The sequence below is a fragment of the Pseudoalteromonas byunsanensis genome (assembly GCF_001854475.1).
Classification (GTDB): Bacteria; Pseudomonadota; Gammaproteobacteria; order Enterobacterales; family Alteromonadaceae; genus Pseudoalteromonas; species Pseudoalteromonas byunsanensis.
Genome location: NZ_MNAN01000009.1, coordinates 70600 through 89590, shown reverse-complemented (window position 1 = coordinate 89590; position 18991 = coordinate 70600). Strand labels below are relative to the sequence as shown.

At 43.3% G+C, this 18991-nt stretch carries 20 protein-coding genes and 1 tRNA gene; 14 read left to right on the top strand and 7 right to left on the bottom strand.

What is annotated here, in order from left to right; genetic code table 11:
- Nucleotides 1-7: 7 nt before the first annotated feature.
- Nucleotides 8-1873, bottom strand: a complete 1866-nt coding sequence (locus tag BIW53_RS01170; protein ID WP_070989837.1) for a cation:proton antiporter — start codon at nt 1871-1873, stop codon at nt 8-10.
- A 685-nt stretch (nt 1874-2558) separates the two neighbouring features.
- On the opposite strand from BIW53_RS01170, the gene proB reads away from it, so the two are divergent.
- Nucleotides 2559-3668 (top strand): glutamate 5-kinase, encoded by a 1110-nt coding sequence (gene proB / locus BIW53_RS01165; RefSeq protein ID WP_070989835.1) that lies wholly within the window; start codon nt 2559-2561, stop codon nt 3666-3668.
- Between the two features lie 3 nt (nt 3669-3671).
- The gene (locus tag BIW53_RS01160) at nt 3672-4919 is read left to right on the top strand and encodes a glutamate-5-semialdehyde dehydrogenase (protein WP_070989833.1); all 1248 of its coding nucleotides are present in this window, start codon (nt 3672-3674) and stop codon (nt 4917-4919) included.
- Between the two features lie 139 nt (nt 4920-5058).
- Here the strand turns inward: BIW53_RS01160 and BIW53_RS01155 are convergent.
- Nucleotides 5059-5134: transfer RNA gene (locus tag BIW53_RS01155), tRNA-Ala, on the bottom strand.
- 133 nt (nt 5135-5267) lie between these two features.
- On the opposite strand from BIW53_RS01155, the gene BIW53_RS01150 reads away from it, so the two are divergent.
- Together BIW53_RS01150 and BIW53_RS01145 are read left to right on the top strand one after the other, a co-directional pair.
- The gene (locus BIW53_RS01150; protein WP_070989831.1) at nt 5268-5672 is read left to right on the top strand and encodes a hypothetical protein; all 405 of its coding nucleotides are present in this window, start codon (nt 5268-5270) and stop codon (nt 5670-5672) included.
- A 2-nt stretch (nt 5673-5674) separates the two neighbouring features.
- Nucleotides 5675-6172 (top strand): prolyl-tRNA synthetase associated domain-containing protein, encoded by a 498-nt coding sequence (locus BIW53_RS01145; protein WP_070989829.1) that lies wholly within the window; start codon nt 5675-5677, stop codon nt 6170-6172.
- On the opposite strand, the gene BIW53_RS01140 is transcribed toward BIW53_RS01145, so the two are convergent.
- Nucleotides 6145-7284 carry an MFS transporter gene (locus BIW53_RS01140; protein ID WP_070989827.1) on the bottom strand — a complete coding sequence of 380 codons (1140 nt, stop codon included), beginning with the start codon at nt 7282-7284 and terminating at the stop codon, nt 6145-6147. The genes BIW53_RS01145 and BIW53_RS01140 overlap by 28 nt on opposite strands.
- A gap of 236 nt (nt 7285-7520) precedes the next feature.
- On the opposite strand from BIW53_RS01140, the gene BIW53_RS01135 reads away from it, so the two are divergent.
- The 4 genes from BIW53_RS01135 (at nt 7521) to BIW53_RS01120 (ending at nt 10565) form a co-directional block, all read left to right on the top strand.
- Nucleotides 7521-8063: a DUF2058 domain-containing protein gene (locus BIW53_RS01135; RefSeq protein ID WP_070989825.1), complete on the top strand. Its 543-nt coding sequence runs from the start codon at nt 7521-7523 to the stop codon at nt 8061-8063.
- 107 nt (nt 8064-8170) lie between these two features.
- The gene (locus tag BIW53_RS01130; RefSeq protein ID WP_070989823.1) at nt 8171-8494 is read left to right on the top strand and encodes a c-type cytochrome; all 324 of its coding nucleotides are present in this window, start codon (nt 8171-8173) and stop codon (nt 8492-8494) included.
- Between the two features lie 118 nt (nt 8495-8612).
- Nucleotides 8613-9380, top strand: a complete 768-nt coding sequence (locus tag BIW53_RS01125) for a class II aldolase/adducin family protein (protein ID WP_070989821.1) — start codon at nt 8613-8615, stop codon at nt 9378-9380.
- 9 nt (nt 9381-9389) lie between these two features.
- On the top strand, nt 9390-10565 hold the full coding sequence (locus BIW53_RS01120; RefSeq protein WP_070989819.1) for a mandelate racemase/muconate lactonizing enzyme family protein: 1176 nt from the start codon (nt 9390-9392) through the stop codon (nt 10563-10565).
- A 134-nt stretch (nt 10566-10699) separates the two neighbouring features.
- Here the strand turns inward: BIW53_RS01120 and BIW53_RS01115 are convergent, their stop codons facing one another.
- The 3 genes from BIW53_RS01115 to BIW53_RS01105 form a co-directional block, all read right to left on the bottom strand.
- Nucleotides 10700-12331: a methyl-accepting chemotaxis protein gene (locus BIW53_RS01115; RefSeq protein ID WP_070989817.1), complete on the bottom strand. Its 1632-nt coding sequence runs from the start codon at nt 12329-12331 to the stop codon at nt 10700-10702.
- A gap of 125 nt (nt 12332-12456) precedes the next feature.
- Nucleotides 12457-13167 carry a 16S rRNA pseudouridine(516) synthase RsuA gene (rsuA, locus tag BIW53_RS01110; protein WP_070989815.1) on the bottom strand — a complete coding sequence of 237 codons (711 nt, stop codon included), beginning with the start codon at nt 13165-13167 and terminating at the stop codon, nt 12457-12459.
- Between the two features lie 56 nt (nt 13168-13223).
- Nucleotides 13224-13553 carry a 5-carboxymethyl-2-hydroxymuconate Delta-isomerase gene (locus tag BIW53_RS01105; RefSeq protein WP_070989813.1) on the bottom strand — a complete coding sequence of 110 codons (330 nt, stop codon included), beginning with the start codon at nt 13551-13553 and terminating at the stop codon, nt 13224-13226.
- 65 nt (nt 13554-13618) lie between these two features.
- Here BIW53_RS01105 and BIW53_RS01100 point away from each other — a divergent pair, with 65 nt between their 5' ends.
- From BIW53_RS01100 to BIW53_RS01075, 6 genes are all read left to right on the top strand, one after another.
- On the top strand, nt 13619-14089 hold the full coding sequence (locus tag BIW53_RS01100; RefSeq protein WP_070989811.1) for a CreA family protein: 471 nt from the start codon (nt 13619-13621) through the stop codon (nt 14087-14089).
- Nucleotides 14090-14091: 2 nt separating this feature from the next.
- Nucleotides 14092-14877, top strand: a complete 786-nt coding sequence (locus BIW53_RS01095; RefSeq protein WP_070989809.1) for a hypothetical protein — start codon at nt 14092-14094, stop codon at nt 14875-14877.
- A complete protein-coding gene (locus BIW53_RS01090; protein WP_070989807.1) occupies nt 14870-15496 on the top strand; it encodes a LysE family transporter in 627 nt (208 codons plus the stop codon). Before BIW53_RS01095 ends, BIW53_RS01090 begins: the two co-directional genes overlap by 8 nt.
- A gap of 15 nt (nt 15497-15511) precedes the next feature.
- The gene (locus BIW53_RS01085) at nt 15512-16036 is read left to right on the top strand and encodes a gamma-glutamylcyclotransferase family protein (RefSeq protein ID WP_070989806.1); all 525 of its coding nucleotides are present in this window, start codon (nt 15512-15514) and stop codon (nt 16034-16036) included.
- Between the two features lie 16 nt (nt 16037-16052).
- Complete coding sequence (locus BIW53_RS01080; RefSeq protein ID WP_070989945.1) at nt 16053-17627, top strand: serine hydrolase; 1575 nt, start codon at nt 16053-16055, stop codon at nt 17625-17627.
- 69 nt (nt 17628-17696) lie between these two features.
- Nucleotides 17697-18614 carry a histone deacetylase family protein gene (locus tag BIW53_RS01075; RefSeq protein WP_070989804.1) on the top strand — a complete coding sequence of 306 codons (918 nt, stop codon included), beginning with the start codon at nt 17697-17699 and terminating at the stop codon, nt 18612-18614.
- Here the strand turns inward: BIW53_RS01075 and BIW53_RS01070 are convergent.
- Nucleotides 18611-18922 (bottom strand): hypothetical protein, encoded by a 312-nt coding sequence (locus BIW53_RS01070; RefSeq protein WP_070989802.1) that lies wholly within the window; start codon nt 18920-18922, stop codon nt 18611-18613. The two genes, BIW53_RS01075 and BIW53_RS01070, sit on opposite strands and share 4 nt — an antisense overlap.
- Nucleotides 18923-18991: the final 69 nt, after the last annotated feature.

Genomic DNA, 18991 nt, shown 5'->3' with positions numbered 1-18991 from the left:
GTTTTTATTAGTTCCCGAGCTTTTCTCCCAAAGTGCTACTGCTTTGCTCTTTATTGAGACTGGGCTCTTTAAGTACAGACATCTTAGGTGGCTGCAACGCAACAATACGCTCACCTTGTTCTGGCGGTTTTTTCATCTCAATCACAAACGGTCTGATTTGCGACTCATCACTATTATTGGTGTCTGAAATAATAAACAGTGGGATAGCTTCTTTGTTGATCTCAAGGTACTGCTGCCAGCTAAACTCCTCAGACAAGCGTGTTGCGCTAACTTTACCGCCCTTCGCTATTAGGCTGCTTAGTCTTGCGTAGTAGCCTTGCTCTCCAAACAAGATTTGTCTGGATAAAAAGGTGGCACTGTCTTTGTTTGCTTTTGCATGGTTGGTTGATGAGCGTAATGAAAATACATTTTGCTCATTCAATAAGTGGGAGAAATATTGGACACCTAGCGCATTGTGATGCCTATTTGGTGATAAGGCCAAAACTGATTTGAGTGAAGTGAGCGGCAAATAACGCTCAGCGTGCTCAGATTGAGGATTGCCGTAATAGCAGGGGAGCCCATCCATTCTGGCCATTTTACAGTTTTCCCATGCAGGGTCTGATAAGTACACATCAATATTTTGCTCTTTCAAACCTTTTGCTATTGCTCTAGCAACGTGGTTCGCACCTATAATCAATAAGGTGTTGGGGCTTGGTTGGCGCACACCTAATAGTTTAGCCAGCGGTGTTGCCGTTAAGCTCTGTAGTACTACTGTGACAATGATAACGGTGAAGATCAGCGGTACTAATTTATTGGCATCGGGAATTTGCGAATCTATCATGCTCAGCGCGAATACAGAGCCCACAGCCGCAGCAACAATCCCTCTTGGCGCGATCCATGAAAGTAAAACACGAGATTTAAGTGGTAAATCGGTGTTGTAAGTTGATATCGCAATACAAATAGGGCGCGCGATAAATAAAACTACAGCAAGAAAAATAAAGGTTTCTACCCCCAGCAACATTAAATCACTTAGTTGCAATCTGGCAGCGAGTAAAATAAACAGGCTAGAGATCAATATCATCGATAAGTCTTCTTTGAACTCTAAGACGGAGTCGATTTCTAAGTCGTCTTGATTAGCCAACCAAATACCAAAAATCGTTACCGCTAGCAGCCCAGATTCATGGGCAAGATGATTTGAAAAGGTAAAGCTAAATAGCACCAAAGCTAATATTCCAAACTTATGCAATTCATACGGGAGCCACTCTCGGCGTATCAATGAACTGGTGATCCAGCCAGCTACAACACCTACACTTATTCCAACCCCCAGTGTTGAAAACAAAGCAATCAGGGTGTGGCTTAGGACCTCTCCTTGACCTACAAAACTCACCGCTTCAAATACGAGTACGGCAAACAAGGCGCCAATGGGGTCGATGACGATACCCTCCCAACGTAGCACTCTATCGATGTCTTGATTTGGCCTCATGGCATTAAGCATAGGGGCTATTACAGTTGGGCCTGTTACAACCAGCACAGCGCCTAATACGGCTGCGACACGCCAGTCTAAGTCCAAAATAAAATAACCGCACAGTGCAATGATAACGAAAGTTGCAAACATGCCTATAGAGCAAAGGTTTCGAACAATCTTACCAATCCCTTTAAGCTCCCGAAAATGTAAAGTGAGCGCGCCTTCAAATAAAATAATGGCCACCGATAGTGACACGACAGGAAACAGTAAGTCACCCAAAAGGTCATCAGGACTCAACTGACCAGTTAGTGGCCCGAGTAACAAACCAATTAATAATAAAAACAAGATAGCAGGCACTTTTAGCACCCAAGCAAGCCACTGAGCAAGCACAGAAAAAATGGCGATTCCAGCGATATAAATAGCTGACATAATGTCTCCAGTTAACCTATTGGTTAACATAGTTAAAAATAAACTAAGCGGGTTATACCACAGTTATATTACGGCTACGAAATCGAATTCAGATATAAGCCGTGCTCTCTTAGTTAACCATAGTCTCTATCAACAGAAATGGATCATTACATTGTTTTATATTGCGGCAAAGTATTGTGCTAGTTTTGTCCCCATAAAGTGCTATTTTCCATATTTATGGTCGGTATAAGCGATTATTTCCCCGTAAAGTTGAAAAATGTCTGATAAATGGGTTAAGCTATAAAGCGTTCGGTAGATGTACACCGAAATTCTTTTTGGCTTTGTTGTAGCAATTATAACAAGCTAGCTTTTAGTACTGGTCATTGGCATATGTGAATATGAAAAGAGCTTAGTACGGTTCAACAATTAAACTATTCTTTGCGCAATTATTCATTGCGGTATAGGTCTTTTCAGCCTCATCAAACCATGATGTACCTGCTGAAAACGGCTCGACATTGTAGAAAAAATACAATGTCACAATCCATTTTTTAGTAAAGCGACAGCCAGTGTTGGGCACATGAGTGTAAACGCGTAAGCTGTATTGTATATTTGTATTGTTCAACTCTGGTTGTTTTTACTCGCGCACGTCCAATTTACGTTGGTGCTGCGTGAATTTTATTTAAGTAAGGCAACGACAGGAAACAATATGAACATTTCAAACTCTCGGCGTATCGTGATCAAAATAGGTAGCGCACTTATTGCACCTGACCAAGATGGTTGTCGTGCGCGTTATTTATTGACCATTGCACAATTTATCGTCCGTTGTCGCTCAATGGGGAAGGAGGTCGTGCTTGTATCTTCGGGCTCCGTCGCTGCAGGGTCACATCTGTTTCCAGAAGATGCTAAAAATTCATCAGTGGTGCTCAAAAAAGCGATGGCCGCAGCGGGTCAAACAGAAATGATGGCAACATGGGACCGATTTTTTGATTTCCCGTCTGCACAAATTTTATTAACACATGGTGATTTACGAGATTTAGAGCGCTATAACAGCATCCGTGAAACTATATTCACTTTACTTGAACACGGCATATTACCTATTATCAATGAAAATGATGCTGTGACCAGTGATGATTTGAAGGTGGGTGACAACGATAACTTGTCAGCGATGGTCGCTGCCGCAGCTGATGCTGATGTGCTATTGATGTGTTCAGATGTAGATGGTCTTTACAATAAAAACCCAAATTTGCATGAAGATGCCATGTTGATACAACAAGTTTCTGAAATATCTGAAGATATATACGCAATGGCTGGCTGTGCGACAAGTACGGTCGGCACGGGTGGTATGAAAACCAAGATAGAAGCCGCTGAAAAGGCAACGTCTCATGGTATCAGCACTTATATTGTAAATGGTTTTAAAGGGCGAACATTTGAGCGTTTACTGTTAGGTGAAAACCCAGGCACAGTATTCTTGCCTTATGATGAACCGATGCATGCTCAGCAGCATTGGATGACACATACGGCCTCTGAGCAGGGTGAAATAGTTGTTGAACATGATTATGCAGAAGAATTGAAAGATCACGCTGAGCCGCTAGCTGCGAGCAATATTTCGCACGTAAATGGTGAATTTTCGGTCGGCGACACGGTACTTGTGCGTACCGCTAAAGGTGAGCGACTCGCTAAGGCTACGACCAACTATAGTAGCTGTCTGCTGAACTTTTTAGCTGAGCAGGAAGAAACGTCGGATAACGGACACTTACAACAAAGCATAGGCCCTGTTATTTCGGAACAAGACATTGCAATTTTGGAGAAATCGTAACTCATGAGTTTAATTACAGAATTATCACAACAAGCAGCAAGTGCAGCAAAGCAATTGGCACTTCTGAGCACCCAGCAAAAAAATGCTGTTCTGACAGATATGGCAGCGGCACTCGTAGCTCAAAGCAGTGATATTTTAGCAGCAAATGAGCACGACTTGTCTTTGGCACGCGACAATCAGTTGCCTCCAGCCATGATTGACCGTTTAACATTAACACCTGAGCGTATCGCAGATATGGCTGAGGGGATCAAAACAATCGTTGAGCTCGACGACCCAGTGGGTTTAGTTCGAGATATGGGGGTACGCCCAAATGGTATAAAAATTAGCAAAATGCGTGTACCACTTGGGGTTGTTTGTATGATTTATGAGGCGCGTCCAAATGTGACAGCAGATGCTGGAGCTCTGTGCTTTAAGTCTGGTAATGGTGTTATTCTTCGCGGCGGTAAAGAAGCGCTACAAAGCTCTCAAGCCATCGCTAAGGTGATGCATCAGGTGTTAGAGCAACACGGTTTACCGACTGCACTAATAACGGTTGTGCCAGATCCAGACAGAGCACTACTGATGGAATTGATGCAGCAAAAGAAATATATCGACCTAATTATTCCTCGTGGCGGTGAAGGCTTGATCAACTTTGTTACTGAGAACAGTACCATTCCTGTGATCCAGCACTTCAAAGGGGTATGTCATTTATATGTTGATGAGGACGCAGATCTTGATATTGCACTTAAGCTTGCATTGAATGGCAAAACACAACGTACAGGTGTGTGTAATGCTCTTGAAGGGATTGTTGTTCACAAAGCAGTTGCTTCGCAATTTTTGCCTCGTTTACAAAAAGCGTTTGCACATAAACAGGTTGTGGTTAATGCTGACACTCAGTCTGCTAAATACTTTGAAAATGCAAATATAATTTCAGAGGACCAGTTTGGTGAAGAATATCTAAGCTTAGAAGTTGCGGTACGTATTGTTGATGATTTCGCTGGCGCTTTAGAACATATCGATCGTTTTGGTAGTCATCACACAGAAGTAATTTGTACGCAAGATAGTCAAAAAGCTGAACTATTTCAGCGCAGTGTTGATGCATCAGTAGTAATGGTGAATGCTTCATCGCGCTTTTCTGACGGCTCACAACTTGGGTTAGGTGCTGAAATAGGCATTGCTACAACTAAGCTACATGCTTATGGCCCTATGGGGCTTGAGTCACTAACAACAGAAAAGTTCTTGGTAACGGGCGAAGGCCAGATCAGGGATTAGTAAGTTAGTAAATAACGTAATGAAAGCGGGCTAACAGGCCCGTTTTTTATTGGTGTAAAAGCATTCACACACAACAAAGCCAAAAAATTTATATACCATTAGATACGGTAACGAGATGTTACATAAGAAAGGCGGAAAGTGGTGGAGCTAAGCAGGATCGAACTGCTGACCTCCTGCGTGCAAGGCAGGCGCTCTCCCAGCTGAGCTATAGCCCCACATTCCGTTTGGACGGAGCGAAATTTAAAACTTTTTGAATGACTCGTCAAGTCTTTGCCAGGAAATTTTTTTCACATTTTTGCAAATGCCTTTGATAGACTAAGTGAAAATAATACCAAGATTGAATGTTTGATGTTTCAAAAGAATGTACGTCTTCTACTGGCTAGTGTGTGTTTTATTTTATTAGGGGGGTGTGCATCTGCACCTGAAAAAGTCGAATTTCAAATAGCTGAACAAGCGCTCCATACAAAGCAATCCGAGTCAGGAGATTTGCTTTTTGTTTATATTGTTACCGTCGAGCCAACGCCATTGATGAAGGTTAGCAGCCACAAACCTATGAGTCGAGGCGAACTAAAAAGGTATGCTGAACATCAACGCGTTGAAGATTCACCAGAGCTAAAATTACAACTGGAAGAACGTGCGGTAGAGTTGTTGGAAAAGGCGCTTGGGCAACGAGATTATTGTCGAGCAGGGCACAAAATAAACCGAGTTTATTGGCGTCAGCGCAGTGTTCAGCTTAGAGGTAATTGTTTGTGAGTATGTCATTAGAGCATAGTCTTGCCAAGGCTCTAAAAGAGCTTAAGATTGAACCCATTCAATATGAGCACCCAGCGTTGCACACCTGTGATGAAGCAGATAAATTACAGCTTGAACGACAAGGAACTCGGATTAAAAACCTGTTTTTAAGAGATAATTATGGACGACGTCATGTGCTGCTTTTACTCAGATCATATCTGAAAGTCGACTTAAAAACGCTGTCAATTCAGCAAGGCCTGTCCCGTCTCGGCTTTGCCTCTGATCAGCGGTTAGAAAAGTATCTTAAAATTCAGCCCGGATGTGTGTCGGCACTGGCATTATTCAATGATAGTGATAAGCAAGTAGAGTTGTGGATTGATAGCGGCCTTTGGGATGCAAAGCTGTGGCAATGTCACCCACTGGATAACCGCAAAACTTGGGTTTTATCTAAACCCCAACTTCTCCAGTTTTGGCAGTACACAGGACATAAACCTCAGGTTATTGATGTGCCTTGCTTATAGGTCATGTATGTCAACAGTAGACCCGTTGCACATACCAAAAGTAAGGCGAATAAAAAAGCATGATAGCCAAAACTTTGTAAAACCATTCCTGGTATAAATGACCCCAACGCGCCGCCGCTATAGTAAAAAGATACGTAAGCGCCATTGGTTACAGTGGGTGGGGCATCACTAATCTTATTCGCCAATGGGGCTGCGCTGGCGTGGATCATAAACATGCAAGCACAGAACAGTGTAAAGGTGACCAAGAAGATGCCCAAAAGCGGAATTTGCATGGCTACAAGAGTTAAACAGTAAACAGCAAATAATATGCTCAGCCATCGCCATGGGTTGTTGAAAAATTGGTTAAGGCGTGGTGTGGCCATCGAAATGATTGCTCCGATCAGATAACCACTATATACCCAACCAATGGTTTTGCTGTCGGTTATATTGAACATATCCCGAAGAATAAAAGGAAGATAATTCATTAATGCCGCAAAGCAGAAGAACATACAAAAAACGCAGCCAAACAATCGCACTATTAGTCTATTACGCAAAGGTTTTAGGTAAGCCTTGGGCGAGGCCGGAGCTCGCTCTGGAGGTTGGCAGCGGTGAGGTTTGATGCATAAAGCCAAAACCAGTAAGGTAAATGCAAATAAATAATAAAAGCTCTGCCATGAAAACCAGCTAGCGAAGTTGGCTGCCAGCACACGTCCTAAATACCCACCTAAAATTGTGCTACCAATATAGCGTGTCATATTTTGCTGTAGTTGAATACCGCTGTACTGTTGCCCAATGAAGCCTGTCATTGCTGTGAGTGCGGCTGGCAAAGTTAAGCCTTGAATAAACCTAAGAGCAAGTAATAACTCAAAGCTCGGAGCAAGAGCGAATAATACGCTGGTGAGTGCTAAAATAAGCATCGCGATTTTAAGGATACTGAGCGGGTTTCTGCGTGCAAACAGCAGTCCATAAAAAATTGGCGCTATAGCCAATGGTGCCATAGTGATGGACATGAGCGCACCACTGGTGGCGGTTGATACGGAAAAAGATTGTGCAAAAATAGCGAGCAACGGCTGCGGTGCATAAAGTACAAAAAATATAAAAACAGAAGAAATAAGCAGCTGTATTAACGGCATTGAGGTTCCAAAAGGGGATTTGCTCGGTTCGTCTTCATTATGCGTGGATTTGTTTTTGTTGAACAGTTTTGAATCAGCTAGTTAGCAATTCTTTGCGGTAAATCATATAAGAGAGACAAGGGTCTTGTTAAGGTAGCTTGTGAAGATAAAAAAATTCGCTAATACATCTTTTGCATATGGTCAAAAAAAACCACTGCGTTAAAATATGACAATTCGTATTTCATGGAGCATGCACAATGGGTTCTTTACAAGAGCAGCTACTAAAGGCAGGGTTAACGACTGAGCATAAGGCAAAGATGGCAAAGTCGGAAAAGCGTAAAGCACAGAAGAAGAAAAAGAAAAAAGGTGCAACCAGTGATCCAAGTGATCTGCAAAAGCATATTGCTCAAACAAAACTAGAGCAACAGCAAAAAGCCGAAGAGCTAAACAAAGCTAAGCAGGCGGAACTTAAAGAGCGTGAACAAATAGCTCGCGTTAAGCAGATTTTAGAGCATCACAATCAGGATTCGATACGTGGTGAAGTCACATTTAACTTTACCTATGAAAATAAGGTCAAAGAGTTAGATGTGAATGAACAGACCAAACAAGCGTTGTCGAAGGGGCGTTTGGCCATTTGTGTGCTTGAAGGTCAGTTCTACGTGTTACAGGACGAACCTGCGCGTAAAATTGCTGAGGTAGACGAAAAATACATTGTTTTTCATGTTGAAGACGATAGTAACGGACCTGATGAGGATGATCCGTATGCAGGTTATGAGGTTCCAGACGATTTAATTTGGTAACCGTTTTTACTCATCATAGGTCTGCTAATTAGCAACATATGTGTAGCGCTAACAAATGGTCTACACTGTAAGGGAATTATCCGTTAATTAAAAAAAAGAGTAATGTTATGAGTAAGATAAAAAAATTAATCTGTGGGGTTGGGTTATCTATGGCTGCGCTGGGCGCAAACGCAGTGCAAGCTGCAGACGGCGCAGCATTGTATACTGCTAAAATGTGTCAAACTTGTCATGGCCCTGAGGGTAAGACCCCAATTATGGCAATGTATCCAAAAGTGGCGGGCCAGAGTAAAGAATATCTATTAGCACAAATGAAAGACATTAAGTCAGGTGCCCGTAGTAATGGTATGTCAGCTGCGATGAAGGCAATGGTTGCTAATGTATCTGATGCTGAACTAGAAGCCATCGCTGAGTATTTATCACAGGTTAAATAGTTATCCAGCTACACGCTTTGCAAAAACCACCGCATGTCGGTGGTTTTTATTATGTTGAACAAATGCCCAGACTAATTTAGACTTCTATACATCTACTGGGCTCAGTAAAGGACCCTCTATGTTTGAACTACCTAAACTCAACCTTAAAGGAAAAGTATCCGAGCAGGAATGGCAGTTAAGAGTTGACCTAGCTGCTTGTTATCGTTTGGTTGAGCACATGCGGTGGGGGGATTTGATTTATACCCATATGTCGGCGCGTCTACCTGGGACGGATCAATATTTAGTGAATGCGTTTGGTCTGAGTTTTGATGAAGTGACAGCATCAAATTTGGTTAAGGTGGACTTACAGGGGAATATTCTAGATGATACGCCATTTAAAATTAATCCTGCGGGTTTTACTATTCACAGCGCTATCCATGAAGTAAGGGAAGATGCACACTGTGTGATACACCTACATACAAAAGAGACGGTTACGGTTGCCAGTCTTGAATGTGGGTTGTTGCCTCTAAGCCAGCACTCAATGTTCTCATTACCTTCGTTGTCTTATCACGGCTACGAGGGTTTAGCCGTTAATGATGACGAGCGTAAACGACTTCAGGATGATTTGGGTATGACTAATCACATGTTATTGGTTAACCACGGCGGATTGACGGTTGGACCGACAGTTGGAGATGCATTTATGCGCTTTTATGATTTGCAACGAGCCTGCGAAATTCAGGTGGCAATTCAATCAACGGGTCAACGAGCTGTGCCAGTACCTCAGCCCATCATTGATAATATTTATAACCAAGCTAATGTTGTTCACAGCGGCAGCACAGGCGGGCAATTAGCTTGGCCTGCAATGCTCAGAAAAGCATACCGCTTAGACCCAGGCTTTGCACAATAGGAATCAGCAATGAAAGTTAATCGCGTCGAAGTATTTGATATCCACTGTCCTGATAGGCCCGCGTGGACCCCTGTATTCGTAAGAATTCACACCGATGAAGGCATCAGCGGTGTTGGTGAGGCGGGTCTGGCATATGATTTAGGTCACAGTGCTGCGGCCAGTATGATCAAAGAAATGGCAGAAGCATTTTTGATTGGTCATGACCCATTCCAAACAGAATTACTCTGGTCTCGTATGTTACGTGAGAGCTTTTGGGGATTAGGCGGTGGGCCTGTGGTTTACGCTGCTATGAGTGCTATTGATACAGCGCTTTGGGACATTAAGGGTAAAGCTCTTAACCTACCAGTTTATCAACTATTAGGCGGTAAGGTTAACCCTGAGCTGAGAACCTATGCATCACAGTTACAATTTGACTGGGATAAAGAATTTAAAGCGTTAGTAGAGCCACAGGAATATGCAGAAGCGGCGCTTAAGGCTGTCGCTGAAGGGTATGATGCTGTTAAGGTCGATCCAATCCAGTATGACAAACATGGCAACACCTACTATGACCGCACCAAGATCATCTCTAGAGCTGAGATGAAACTTTATCGAGCCCGTATTCAAGCGATCCGTGAAGCGGTAGGCGATGAAGTAGACATTATTTTTGAATGTCACAGCTTGCCAGGCGCGACTTCTGCTATTCAGATTGGTGCGATAGCAGAAGAGTTTGATTGCATGTATTATGAGGAGCCTGTGAATTACCTAAACCATTCACTGCATGCGAAGGTCGCTGATAAAGTCGCTGTACCAATAGCAGGTGGTGAGCGTTTGTATAACCGCTGGGGAGTTCGTCCATATTTAGAAGACCAAAGTATTGATGTGCTTCAGCCTGATATTGGCTTGTGTGGTGGCTTTACGGAAACCAAGAAAGTGTGTGATTATGCAGATATTTTTGATGTTCGTATTCAAGCTCATGTGTGTGGCGGTCCAGTCGCTACCGCAGCTTCGTTACACCTTGAAACTGCAATCCCGAACTTTTTAATTCACGAGCATCACACCTATGCGATTAAAAAGTGGAACCGCGAACTGTGTATCCAAGACCCGCAGCCTAAAAATGGGGTGTTTAAAGTGTCTGAGGAGCCAGGTATCGGTATCGAGCTCAACGACGAAGTGGTTATGCGCTCGCAGCGTGTAGAAATTAAATAAGTGATATTATAATGGGCAAGTGGGGGCTATGTATAAGTACTCCATTTTTCTAGCCACTGTAAGAATAAAAAAAAGGACCTGACGGTCCTTTTTAGTTACAAGGTATACAAATGTATCTTTTACATCAAAGTGCTTTAACAGCTGAACTTGGCGATTTCTGACTCCAAATTAACGGTTAGCTCTTTGATACTGTCTGTGGCATGATGCGCTTTTTCAGACACATGAGCGGTTTGAGAGGCAGTATCTGAAATCGTCACCACTCGGCGTGCGGTATCTTCACCTGCTTCCAGCTGCTCTTTTGCTGCATGGGCTATCTGATGGCTCATTTGCGAGATCTCACCTAATGAATTTGCTACTTTGCGCAGCTCTTCACCTGCTTCTTTGGACATACTGACCGTTTTTTCACTGGTGTGAATTGACACTGTGACTGAAGATTTCGCCTCCTGGGTGGCCGATTGTAACTTGCCAATCATAGTATGAATTTCTTCTGTACTTGTTTGAGTGCGCTGGGCTAGCTGGCGGACCTCATCTGCAACCACCGCAAAACCGCGACCTTGCTCACCTGCTCGAGCCGCTTCTATGGCTGCGTTAAGTGCAAGCAAGTTCGTTTGTTCAGCAATACTTTGGATCACACTCAGTACATTGGCAATGTTGGTCACTTCTTCGTCAAGGGTTTGGATATTATTACCAGCGCTGTCAATTTGCTGCTCTAATAAAGCGATAGTTTTTGCTGCCTCAGTTGTGAGCTTGTCGGCATTTTGACCCTGACGTTCGGCTTCTTGCACAGAGTTGGCGGTTTGCTCGGCATGCTCCACAACGGTTTGTGCTGACGCTGTGAGTTCCGTGATGGCCGAAGCGACCATTTGTGTTTCGTTGCTTAGGCTACGTGTAAGCTGCTCCAACTCGTTGGAGCGCTTTTCACCATCGTTACTTTGTGCTTTAAGTGCATCGCTGACCGTTGCAATCCCTCCAACTACCCCTTGTAGGCCTTGTTGCATGTAGCTCATGGCAGCAATGATACTGTCTTCTTTGGCGGCGCTGGTATTGATTGGCGAGCTTAAGTTACCACGAGATACTTGTTTAACGATGGTCAATACTTCGTCGAGCTCTCCACCGAGCTTGTTAGAAAGACCAAGGCCAAATTTTGCCAACGCAAAGGTCAGGGCCACAGCAATCAGTAGGGATAGAGTTAATAACCAGCGTGCAGTGCCCCAATAGCGTTCTTCGGTTTCTTTGGCGCTAATCCCTGTGCCCACATACCAACCAAATATGGGAGTCTTTTGCACAACAGATGTTAAATCGACGACTTCGCCCTCGCGCACAGAGTCCCATTCGTAGGTAATAATTTGATTTGTTTTATTGCCGACTAATCGTTCTACCATTCTACCAATACTATTGCCTTTGGCATCTTTGAAGTCGTTAAAACTGGTGCCATGTAATTGTGGATCATGCGGTGTCGCAACAAAATTTAGCTGGTCGTCGACCACATAAACGTACTCAGAGTCATGGTATTTATTTTCCCTAAGCATCTTGGTGGCAAGTTTTTTGGCTTGTTCTTCATTGAGGGCCCCGGTTTGTACGTATCCTTCGAATTGTTCAACAATGTTTACCGTGCTCTTCATTAACTGGTTGATACGCGCGATGTTGTCAGATTCACTGGCATGGCGTAACGCTTGTAACCCTAAGATGACGACTAGCAAAAGTGAGAGGAAAATAGCCGCAGCGAAAAGTATTATTTTAATTCTTAATGTTAAACCTGATAGCACAATACGCCCCTTTCAGATAATAGAATATTATTATCTACCATGTTTAAAGAAATCATGTAAGTAACATATAGTGTATTTTGATATAAAAAGAGATGATATTTCCTCATCTTGATGAGGAAACCATCTTATTTTGCATTGATTATGTTGATTTCTAGGTCGGTCAATTCACGATATTCGCCACTTGCTAGGGCGGCATCAAGCTCAATATCTGCAATCTTTTCACGGTGCAACTCTACGACTTTATTGCCCACAGCGGCTAACATTCGCTTAACTTGATGATATTTACCCTCACAGATAGATAAGCGTAGGCTGTAGCTGGCTAGTTGCTCTGCCTGAGCAGGTAGTGTGGGTTGTTTTTCGTTGTGAAGTTGTACGCCGTCTCTAAGTTGCTGTAATGCATCTTCGGTAATAGGTTCTTGAGTTTCAACAAGGTAGGTCTTGAATTTTTGCTTTTTTGGTGAAGTGATTTGGTGAGACCAGTCTCCATCATTGGTGAGCAGCACCAAGCCTGTTGTATCTATGTCCAGACGCCCCGCAACATGAAAATCTTTTAAGTTAGGTTCATCTAATAAATCAAATACAGTTGGATGCATGTCATCACTATTTGCACAAATATAACCGACGGGTTTGTTGAGCATAAAGTAGCGCTTGCCAAGGTATTGCAAAGGCTTACCTTGCCAAGTGACGTGATCGTTTTCATTAACGGAATAATCAAACTTGGTGATGACTACACCGTTTACTGTTACATAACGTTTTTTAATACCAGCTTTGACTTTGGTCCGTGGTAACTCGGCCAGGTGGCTCAAGAATTTATCCAATCGGCAAGGAAATTTCATAATACTTTGTCTGTAAATTGAACGAGTCGATATTATACGTGATTGTACGACTTTGATCAGTTCTTTCGGTATATTGATGGGAGCAAATCATAGGGATGCACGCTAAGTAACCAGTTTGTATCGACCATGTTTTGTAGTGTCTCTAGTAGGGTGTTACTGAGTAATTGTTTTTGTGCTTCAGTTCGGCCTTCAATTAGGTGGGCGTGAATATGTATAAAGCCAATTTTTTTGTCGTCAACTTTAAAATACTCTGTGCTTTGGGTGCGAGTTTTAATCGTCTCAGGAGCAAATAACTCGGTGCGCTCCGCAGCATAGTGAACAGCATCAACCAACTGCTGTGCTGGTATAGGCAAATTACTAGAGTGCTCAATGATCAGGTGTGGCATGGTGACTTATAGTTTCAAGTATGAGTAAATGGGCCTATATTAGGGGATTTATAAGGAAACACCAAATGCATAAGCAGAAAGTTTGGTTGGCGTTGGCGGGGCTAGTTGCTCTGGCTGGCTGTAGTGATGATGCAGCAAAAATTAGTCTTGGCTTGTTTACCACCAAAGATGTTGTGGTATCAGCACAGCAAGACCCTATTATCACAGGGGTAACTTGCCATATTAGTCATGTAGAGGCTAACTTGGACTTTTCAGACCCTTCGGATATGTCGATAGCGTGTCGACAGACAGGCGAAATCACGGCACAACAGATGCAACAAATCGATTTGTCCAAAGATGGTGAAGTGGTATTTAAAACATCCAAGAGTATTTTGTTTAAGTCTTTAAAAGTTCGTCGTATTTATGATGCCAAAACGCGCACTTTATTGTATTTATCATATTCAACAAAAGAAACCAGCGGCAGTCATCATCATGCACTGTCTACCGTGCCTTTGTATAACACTCAGGCTTGGCAATGGGCCACCAAAACAGAGTAATTATGTTAGCGTTATTTAAATCAAAACCTTTATTGAGTGATGGCGAAGCTGCCTGGCTGATTGACACCTTTGTGTGGGCCTGTGAACATTTTGACGGCCAGCACTTCTTATCACATACGAAAATAATTGAACCAACTGGGCAGTACTTTCCGGATCAGGTATCCAGTGTTGAGCAGATGGCACAAACAGTATTCGCTCGCGTACGTGACTATGCGGGAATGCAAGCTTGGCCAATACAATTGGTGAGCCCCGCGCATTTGCCTGCGCAACAAAGTATTCCAGCTTTTGGCTTTCATGGACCGTCCCGAGGTGACGCCGCTGAGCTTGTAGCAGCGCCCTCACACCCAGTATTGTTATCTTATAATCCTAATCAAATAAACCAACCTCAGGATTTGGTCGCAAGCTTTGCCGGAACACTGGCGACGATTGCTATCTATCAAAAAGGGGCGTTACCGCCAGGAGGAGAGGAGCAAATTGCCGCTGCAAGCGATGCATTGGCCTGTTTTATGGGATTTGGCGTGATGATGAGCAACACCGTATATCAGTTTAAAGGCGGTTGTGGTTCTTGTTACAACCCATATGCAAACCGGCAAGCAGCTTTAAGTGAGGAACAAACAGTATTTATGCACGCGTTGGTATGTTATTTCAAGCCTGGTACCGACGGTAAAAAACACTTAAAGCCTCATTTGAAAAGTGTATATAAAAAAGCACATAAACAAATTCAGGAGTATGTGAAGGGATCTGCAAACCCGTTGTTGTTAATGTTCAAGGAACAAAGCGGTGCTTGAATATCTCGATGAATTTTTATTGATAGCGTTAGCGCATTTTTTTGCTGTTGCCAGCCCAGGCCCTGACTTTGCCGTTGTGCTAAAACAGAGTATTCAGCGGGGCAGAGCAAATGCGTTGTGGACCAGTGCGGGGGTCGCACTAGGTATTTTGGTGCATGTTACCTACTGTTTGCTCGGTGTTGCGATTGTACTTTCTCAATCACCGGCGATGTTTAATATTTTAAAGTATGTTGCTGGTGCATACTTGGCTTATATGGGAGTGCAGGCATTACGTGCAAAACCAGTCAATGGTAAAGATAGTGCCGCAGATCTAGAACATCAAACGTCAGAGCACGCAGTCTATGCCCTAAGGCGCGGATTTTTGGTAAATGCACTTAACCCCAAAGCGACTCTGTTCTTTTTGTCTTTATTTACATTGGTTATCGCGCCCACAACGCCAACACCTGTTCAGGCTTTTTACGGACTCTATATGGCACTGGCAACTTGGATATGGTTTTCATTTTTGGCGATAGTCTTAAGTCGAGCTAAAGTTAGGGCATTCTTCCAAAGTGCAGGACATTGGTTTGACCGAGGAATTGGTGTGGTATTAATAGCACTGGCGGTGCGTGTTGTATTGTAAAAGGGTCAGTTGAGTATGAGTAATAAACCTCACATTAATTTTGCATTTGGTTCTAACTTATCAACCAAAAGATTGTTTGCTCGTCTTCCAGAGGCTCATTGCCTTGGAGTTGCTAAACTGTATCAACATAAACTGACCTTCAATATGCTCAGTACAGATGGTTCTGCAAAATGCACGATAGAACCTACTAGTTGTAAAGATGATGTTGTTATCGGAGTGCTGTACGCGCTAGATGATGAAGAACTAGCCATGTTAGATGCCATAGAAGGAGAGCGTTACGATAGGGTGAGTGTTGAAGTTGAAGCGCATCGGCACGGTTTGATAGAAGCCTATTGTTACATTGCTAACACTTTTATAGATGATCATCTCCCTTTTGATTGGTATGTACAGCACGTGCTAAGTGGGGCTTTAGAGCATGCCTTCCCAACAGAGTATGTTTCGCTCATCAAATCTCAACCTCATATTACCGACCATCATGGCGAACGAGCTCAGCGAGAGTGGCAGTTACACAGCCCATTAAAAACAACTAAAAAGGCATAATATGAATTTACATAGCATGATTGGCGCTGGACTGGCGTTACTGTTGACTCTTCCGTCTGTGGCCAATGAGAGAGTCAGTACTTCAATAAACACTTCTGTAGATGTGAGTGATGTCGATGCTGCTGTGCGCCAAGCGATGACACGTTTCAATATCCCAGGCTTGGCAATTGCGGTTGTCGAGAAGGGGAAAGTGATACTGGCCAAAGGGTATGGTGTTAGGCATATTGAAACATCAGAGCCGGTTGATAAGCACACATTATTTGGTATTGCCTCAAATACCAAAGCATTCACGAGTGCCGCTTTGGCGATGCTGGTGGATGAAGGAAAGATCAAATGGGATGATAAAGTAATAAAACATCTTCCAGAATTTAGAATGTTTGACGCCTATGTGACTGGCGAAATGACTATTCGCGATCTGTTGAGTCATCGTAGCGGGTTAGCTTTGGGAGCGGGTGATTTAATGATTTGGCCTGATACCAATAAAACAACGCAGCAACTCATAGCAGGTATCGCTAAATTAAAACCCAGCTCTAGTTTTCGCAGTGAATATGCCTACAACAACTTAATGTTTGTGGTGGCAGGAGAGGTGGTGGCAAGAGTTAGTGGTGTTAGTTGGCAAGATTTTGTTGAGCAACGCATGTTCTCTAAGATCGGTATGGATGACTCAAAGGCGGGGTTCTCACGTATTAGTCCTACAAATACTAACTGGGCGACAGGTCATATTCCAATGGATGGTAAGCTAAACCCATTTTTCGTTAATTATTTAGAAGACTTTCGTGGTGCTGGGGCGATAGCTTCAAATGTGGACGACATGAGTCAGTGGCTAATAACACAGTTAAATGCTGGTAAAACCCCACAAGGACAGCAGTTGTTCAGTGCCCAACAGCAACTGCAAATGTGGCAGCCGCATATCATGCGAGAGCCAAAAGAAGAAAGTTTTATCACTCATCGTCAGCAATTTAGAGGATACGGATTGGGTTGGGCTATTGAAGACTACTTTGGTTACAAAAAGCTTGGCCATGGTGGCGGGATTTTGGGGATGGTGTCTCGGGTTGCACTACTCCCTGAAAAGCAGTTAGGCGTGGTGTTATTATCAAATCAGCAAGCTTCCCCTGCACTTACAAGTATTGTTGATGAAGTGTTTGAAGGTGCGTTAGGACTGAGTGATGAAGATCATGTGGAACTGGCCGCGAAAAGTTACGAACAAGAAAAGGCTCAAAGCTACGCTAGTGCAGGTTTGAAACCCCTCACAGCAGTGCAAGCAAATCTGCCGCTAGACTTTTATACCAGCACATTGGAAAGCCCTTGGTATGGTGATGTAATTGTTGAGCTAATCAATGGTCAGTTGACGATTGATTTTACGCATACCAGTTTGCTAAAGGGTAAACTTGAACACTATAGCGGTAATACCTTTGTGGTACGTTGGAACGAAAGACTGCTTGAGGCGGATGCCTATATTCAGTTTGAATTAGATAACTTCCAGCGTGTTGTTGGTGCCACAATGGAATTTGTAAACCCAGATATTACGGACTTTAGTTTTGATTTTCACGATCTAGAGCTAACAGCTTCACCTGTTGTTGAGAGCGAGTAACACCAAAGTCTCACTGTGTAGGCTACACAAGCTTGTTACACTGACTGAAACATCAATAGAGAGAGCGTTATGCGTACCGCAGTAATCACACATCCATATTGCAGAAAGCACAAAATGCCAGATGAGCACCCAGAGTGCCCTGAGCGTTTGGATGCCATTGCTGATAGGCTGTTGGCATCGGGGCTGGATATTGCACTGATGCAGCTGCAAGCGCCCAAAGCATCAATGGAACAGGTTGCCTTGGTTCATGAGCAGGCATTGATAGACAAAGTGTGCAACAGTATCCCAACCGACGGCTTAAGCGCCTTTGCAGAAGATGTTTGGTTAGCACCAGAGTCTTTACAAGCGATTGAGCGCTCAGTGGGGGCGGGTATTTTAGCGGTAGACAAAATTCTTGCCGGCGATCTCGACGCTGCATTTTGTAGTGTACGCCCGCCAGGCCATCATGCCAATCGCAGTCACTCTTGCGGTTTTTGTGTGTTTAATAACCTTGCAATCGCAGTGGAGTACGCCAAAAGTTTAGGTATTGAGCGAGTTGCCATCCTTGATATTGATGTGCACCATGGTAATGGTACGCAAGATATTTTTAAAACACGCACAGACGTACTGTTTTGCTCTTTATTTCAACACCCATTCTATCCCAATAGTGAAATTGAGAATAATGATCATATCGTAAACTCACCTCTGCCAGTGGCAAGTAAAGGTGAAGATTTACGAGCACTGTTTACGCAGCAATGGTTACCAAGGCTTAGGGAGTTTGAGGCTGAGCTTATTTTTATTAGTGCAGGATTTGATGCTCACTTGGAAGATGATATGGGCGGTTTACAATTTGTTGAGGCTGACTATCAATGGTTAACTGAGCAAATTGTTCTATTGAGCAAAGAAACCAAGGCCAAAGGAATTATTTCATTTTTGGAAGGGGGTTACGCGCTGTCTGCTCTAGGTCGCAGTGCGGTGACACACATCAAAGCATTAGTTGAAGGCTAAGATACGCTTAAAGTTGATTTCAGTAGTGCAAATGCTTGCCTGACATCTGTAAGCGTAATTTTTTGCACACAACACTGACCATCATCAAGCAGCGCCTGCTGCACGTGTTGAGTGAGTAACGCTAAGCCCGGCAGTTCCATTTTATTACCTTGCAAATCATAGCACTGACCATTTTCATAGACACACAGAGCATGCTGCATTTGAGTGTCTGTAAGATAAAACACCGCATGTTCGAACGTCGTTTCAGTGTCAATAAATTCAATACTTTCTTCTAAACAGAGCAAGAATGGGTAATATTTTATTGGCATTGTTTGTTCTCAATCAAAGTATAAAAGGTGAGCAGCATTATACTTGCAATTCAAGTTAAAATGCGAGGT

What these genes read in the sequence shown, in the direction of transcription:
- proB (WP_070989835.1), top strand. Translation starts at nt 2,559, where the DNA reads ATGAACATTTCAAACTCTCGGCGTATCGTGATCAAAATAGGTAGCGCA.
- BIW53_RS01070 (WP_070989802.1), bottom strand. Translation starts at nt 18,922, where the DNA reads ATGCCAATAAAATATTACCCATTCTTGCTCTGTTTAGAAGAAAGTATT.
- BIW53_RS01100 (WP_070989811.1), top strand. Translation starts at nt 13,619, where the DNA reads ATGCATAAGCAGAAAGTTTGGTTGGCGTTGGCGGGGCTAGTTGCTCTG.
- BIW53_RS01160 (WP_070989833.1), top strand. Translation starts at nt 3,672, where the DNA reads ATGAGTTTAATTACAGAATTATCACAACAAGCAGCAAGTGCAGCAAAG.
- BIW53_RS01135 (WP_070989825.1), top strand. Translation starts at nt 7,521, where the DNA reads ATGGGTTCTTTACAAGAGCAGCTACTAAAGGCAGGGTTAACGACTGAG.
- BIW53_RS01140 (WP_070989827.1), bottom strand. Translation starts at nt 7,284, where the DNA reads ATGCCGTTAATACAGCTGCTTATTTCTTCTGTTTTTATATTTTTTGTA.
- BIW53_RS01075 (WP_070989804.1), top strand. Translation starts at nt 17,697, where the DNA reads ATGCGTACCGCAGTAATCACACATCCATATTGCAGAAAGCACAAAATG.
- rsuA (WP_070989815.1), bottom strand. Translation starts at nt 13,167, where the DNA reads ATGAAATTTCCTTGCCGATTGGATAAATTCTTGAGCCACCTGGCCGAG.
- BIW53_RS01085 (WP_070989806.1), top strand. Translation starts at nt 15,512, where the DNA reads ATGAGTAATAAACCTCACATTAATTTTGCATTTGGTTCTAACTTATCA.
- BIW53_RS01120 (WP_070989819.1), top strand. Translation starts at nt 9,390, where the DNA reads ATGAAAGTTAATCGCGTCGAAGTATTTGATATCCACTGTCCTGATAGG.
- BIW53_RS01095 (WP_070989809.1), top strand. Translation starts at nt 14,092, where the DNA reads ATGTTAGCGTTATTTAAATCAAAACCTTTATTGAGTGATGGCGAAGCT.
- BIW53_RS01125 (WP_070989821.1), top strand. Translation starts at nt 8,613, where the DNA reads ATGTTTGAACTACCTAAACTCAACCTTAAAGGAAAAGTATCCGAGCAG.
- BIW53_RS01130 (WP_070989823.1), top strand. Translation starts at nt 8,171, where the DNA reads ATGAGTAAGATAAAAAAATTAATCTGTGGGGTTGGGTTATCTATGGCT.
- BIW53_RS01145 (WP_070989829.1), top strand. Translation starts at nt 5,675, where the DNA reads ATGTCATTAGAGCATAGTCTTGCCAAGGCTCTAAAAGAGCTTAAGATT.
- BIW53_RS01105 (WP_070989813.1), bottom strand. Translation starts at nt 13,553, where the DNA reads ATGCCACACCTGATCATTGAGCACTCTAGTAATTTGCCTATACCAGCA.
- BIW53_RS01150 (WP_070989831.1), top strand. Translation starts at nt 5,268, where the DNA reads ATGTTTCAAAAGAATGTACGTCTTCTACTGGCTAGTGTGTGTTTTATT.
- BIW53_RS01080 (WP_070989945.1), top strand. Translation starts at nt 16,053, where the DNA reads ATGATTGGCGCTGGACTGGCGTTACTGTTGACTCTTCCGTCTGTGGCC.
- BIW53_RS01170 (WP_070989837.1), bottom strand. Translation starts at nt 1,873, where the DNA reads ATGTCAGCTATTTATATCGCTGGAATCGCCATTTTTTCTGTGCTTGCT.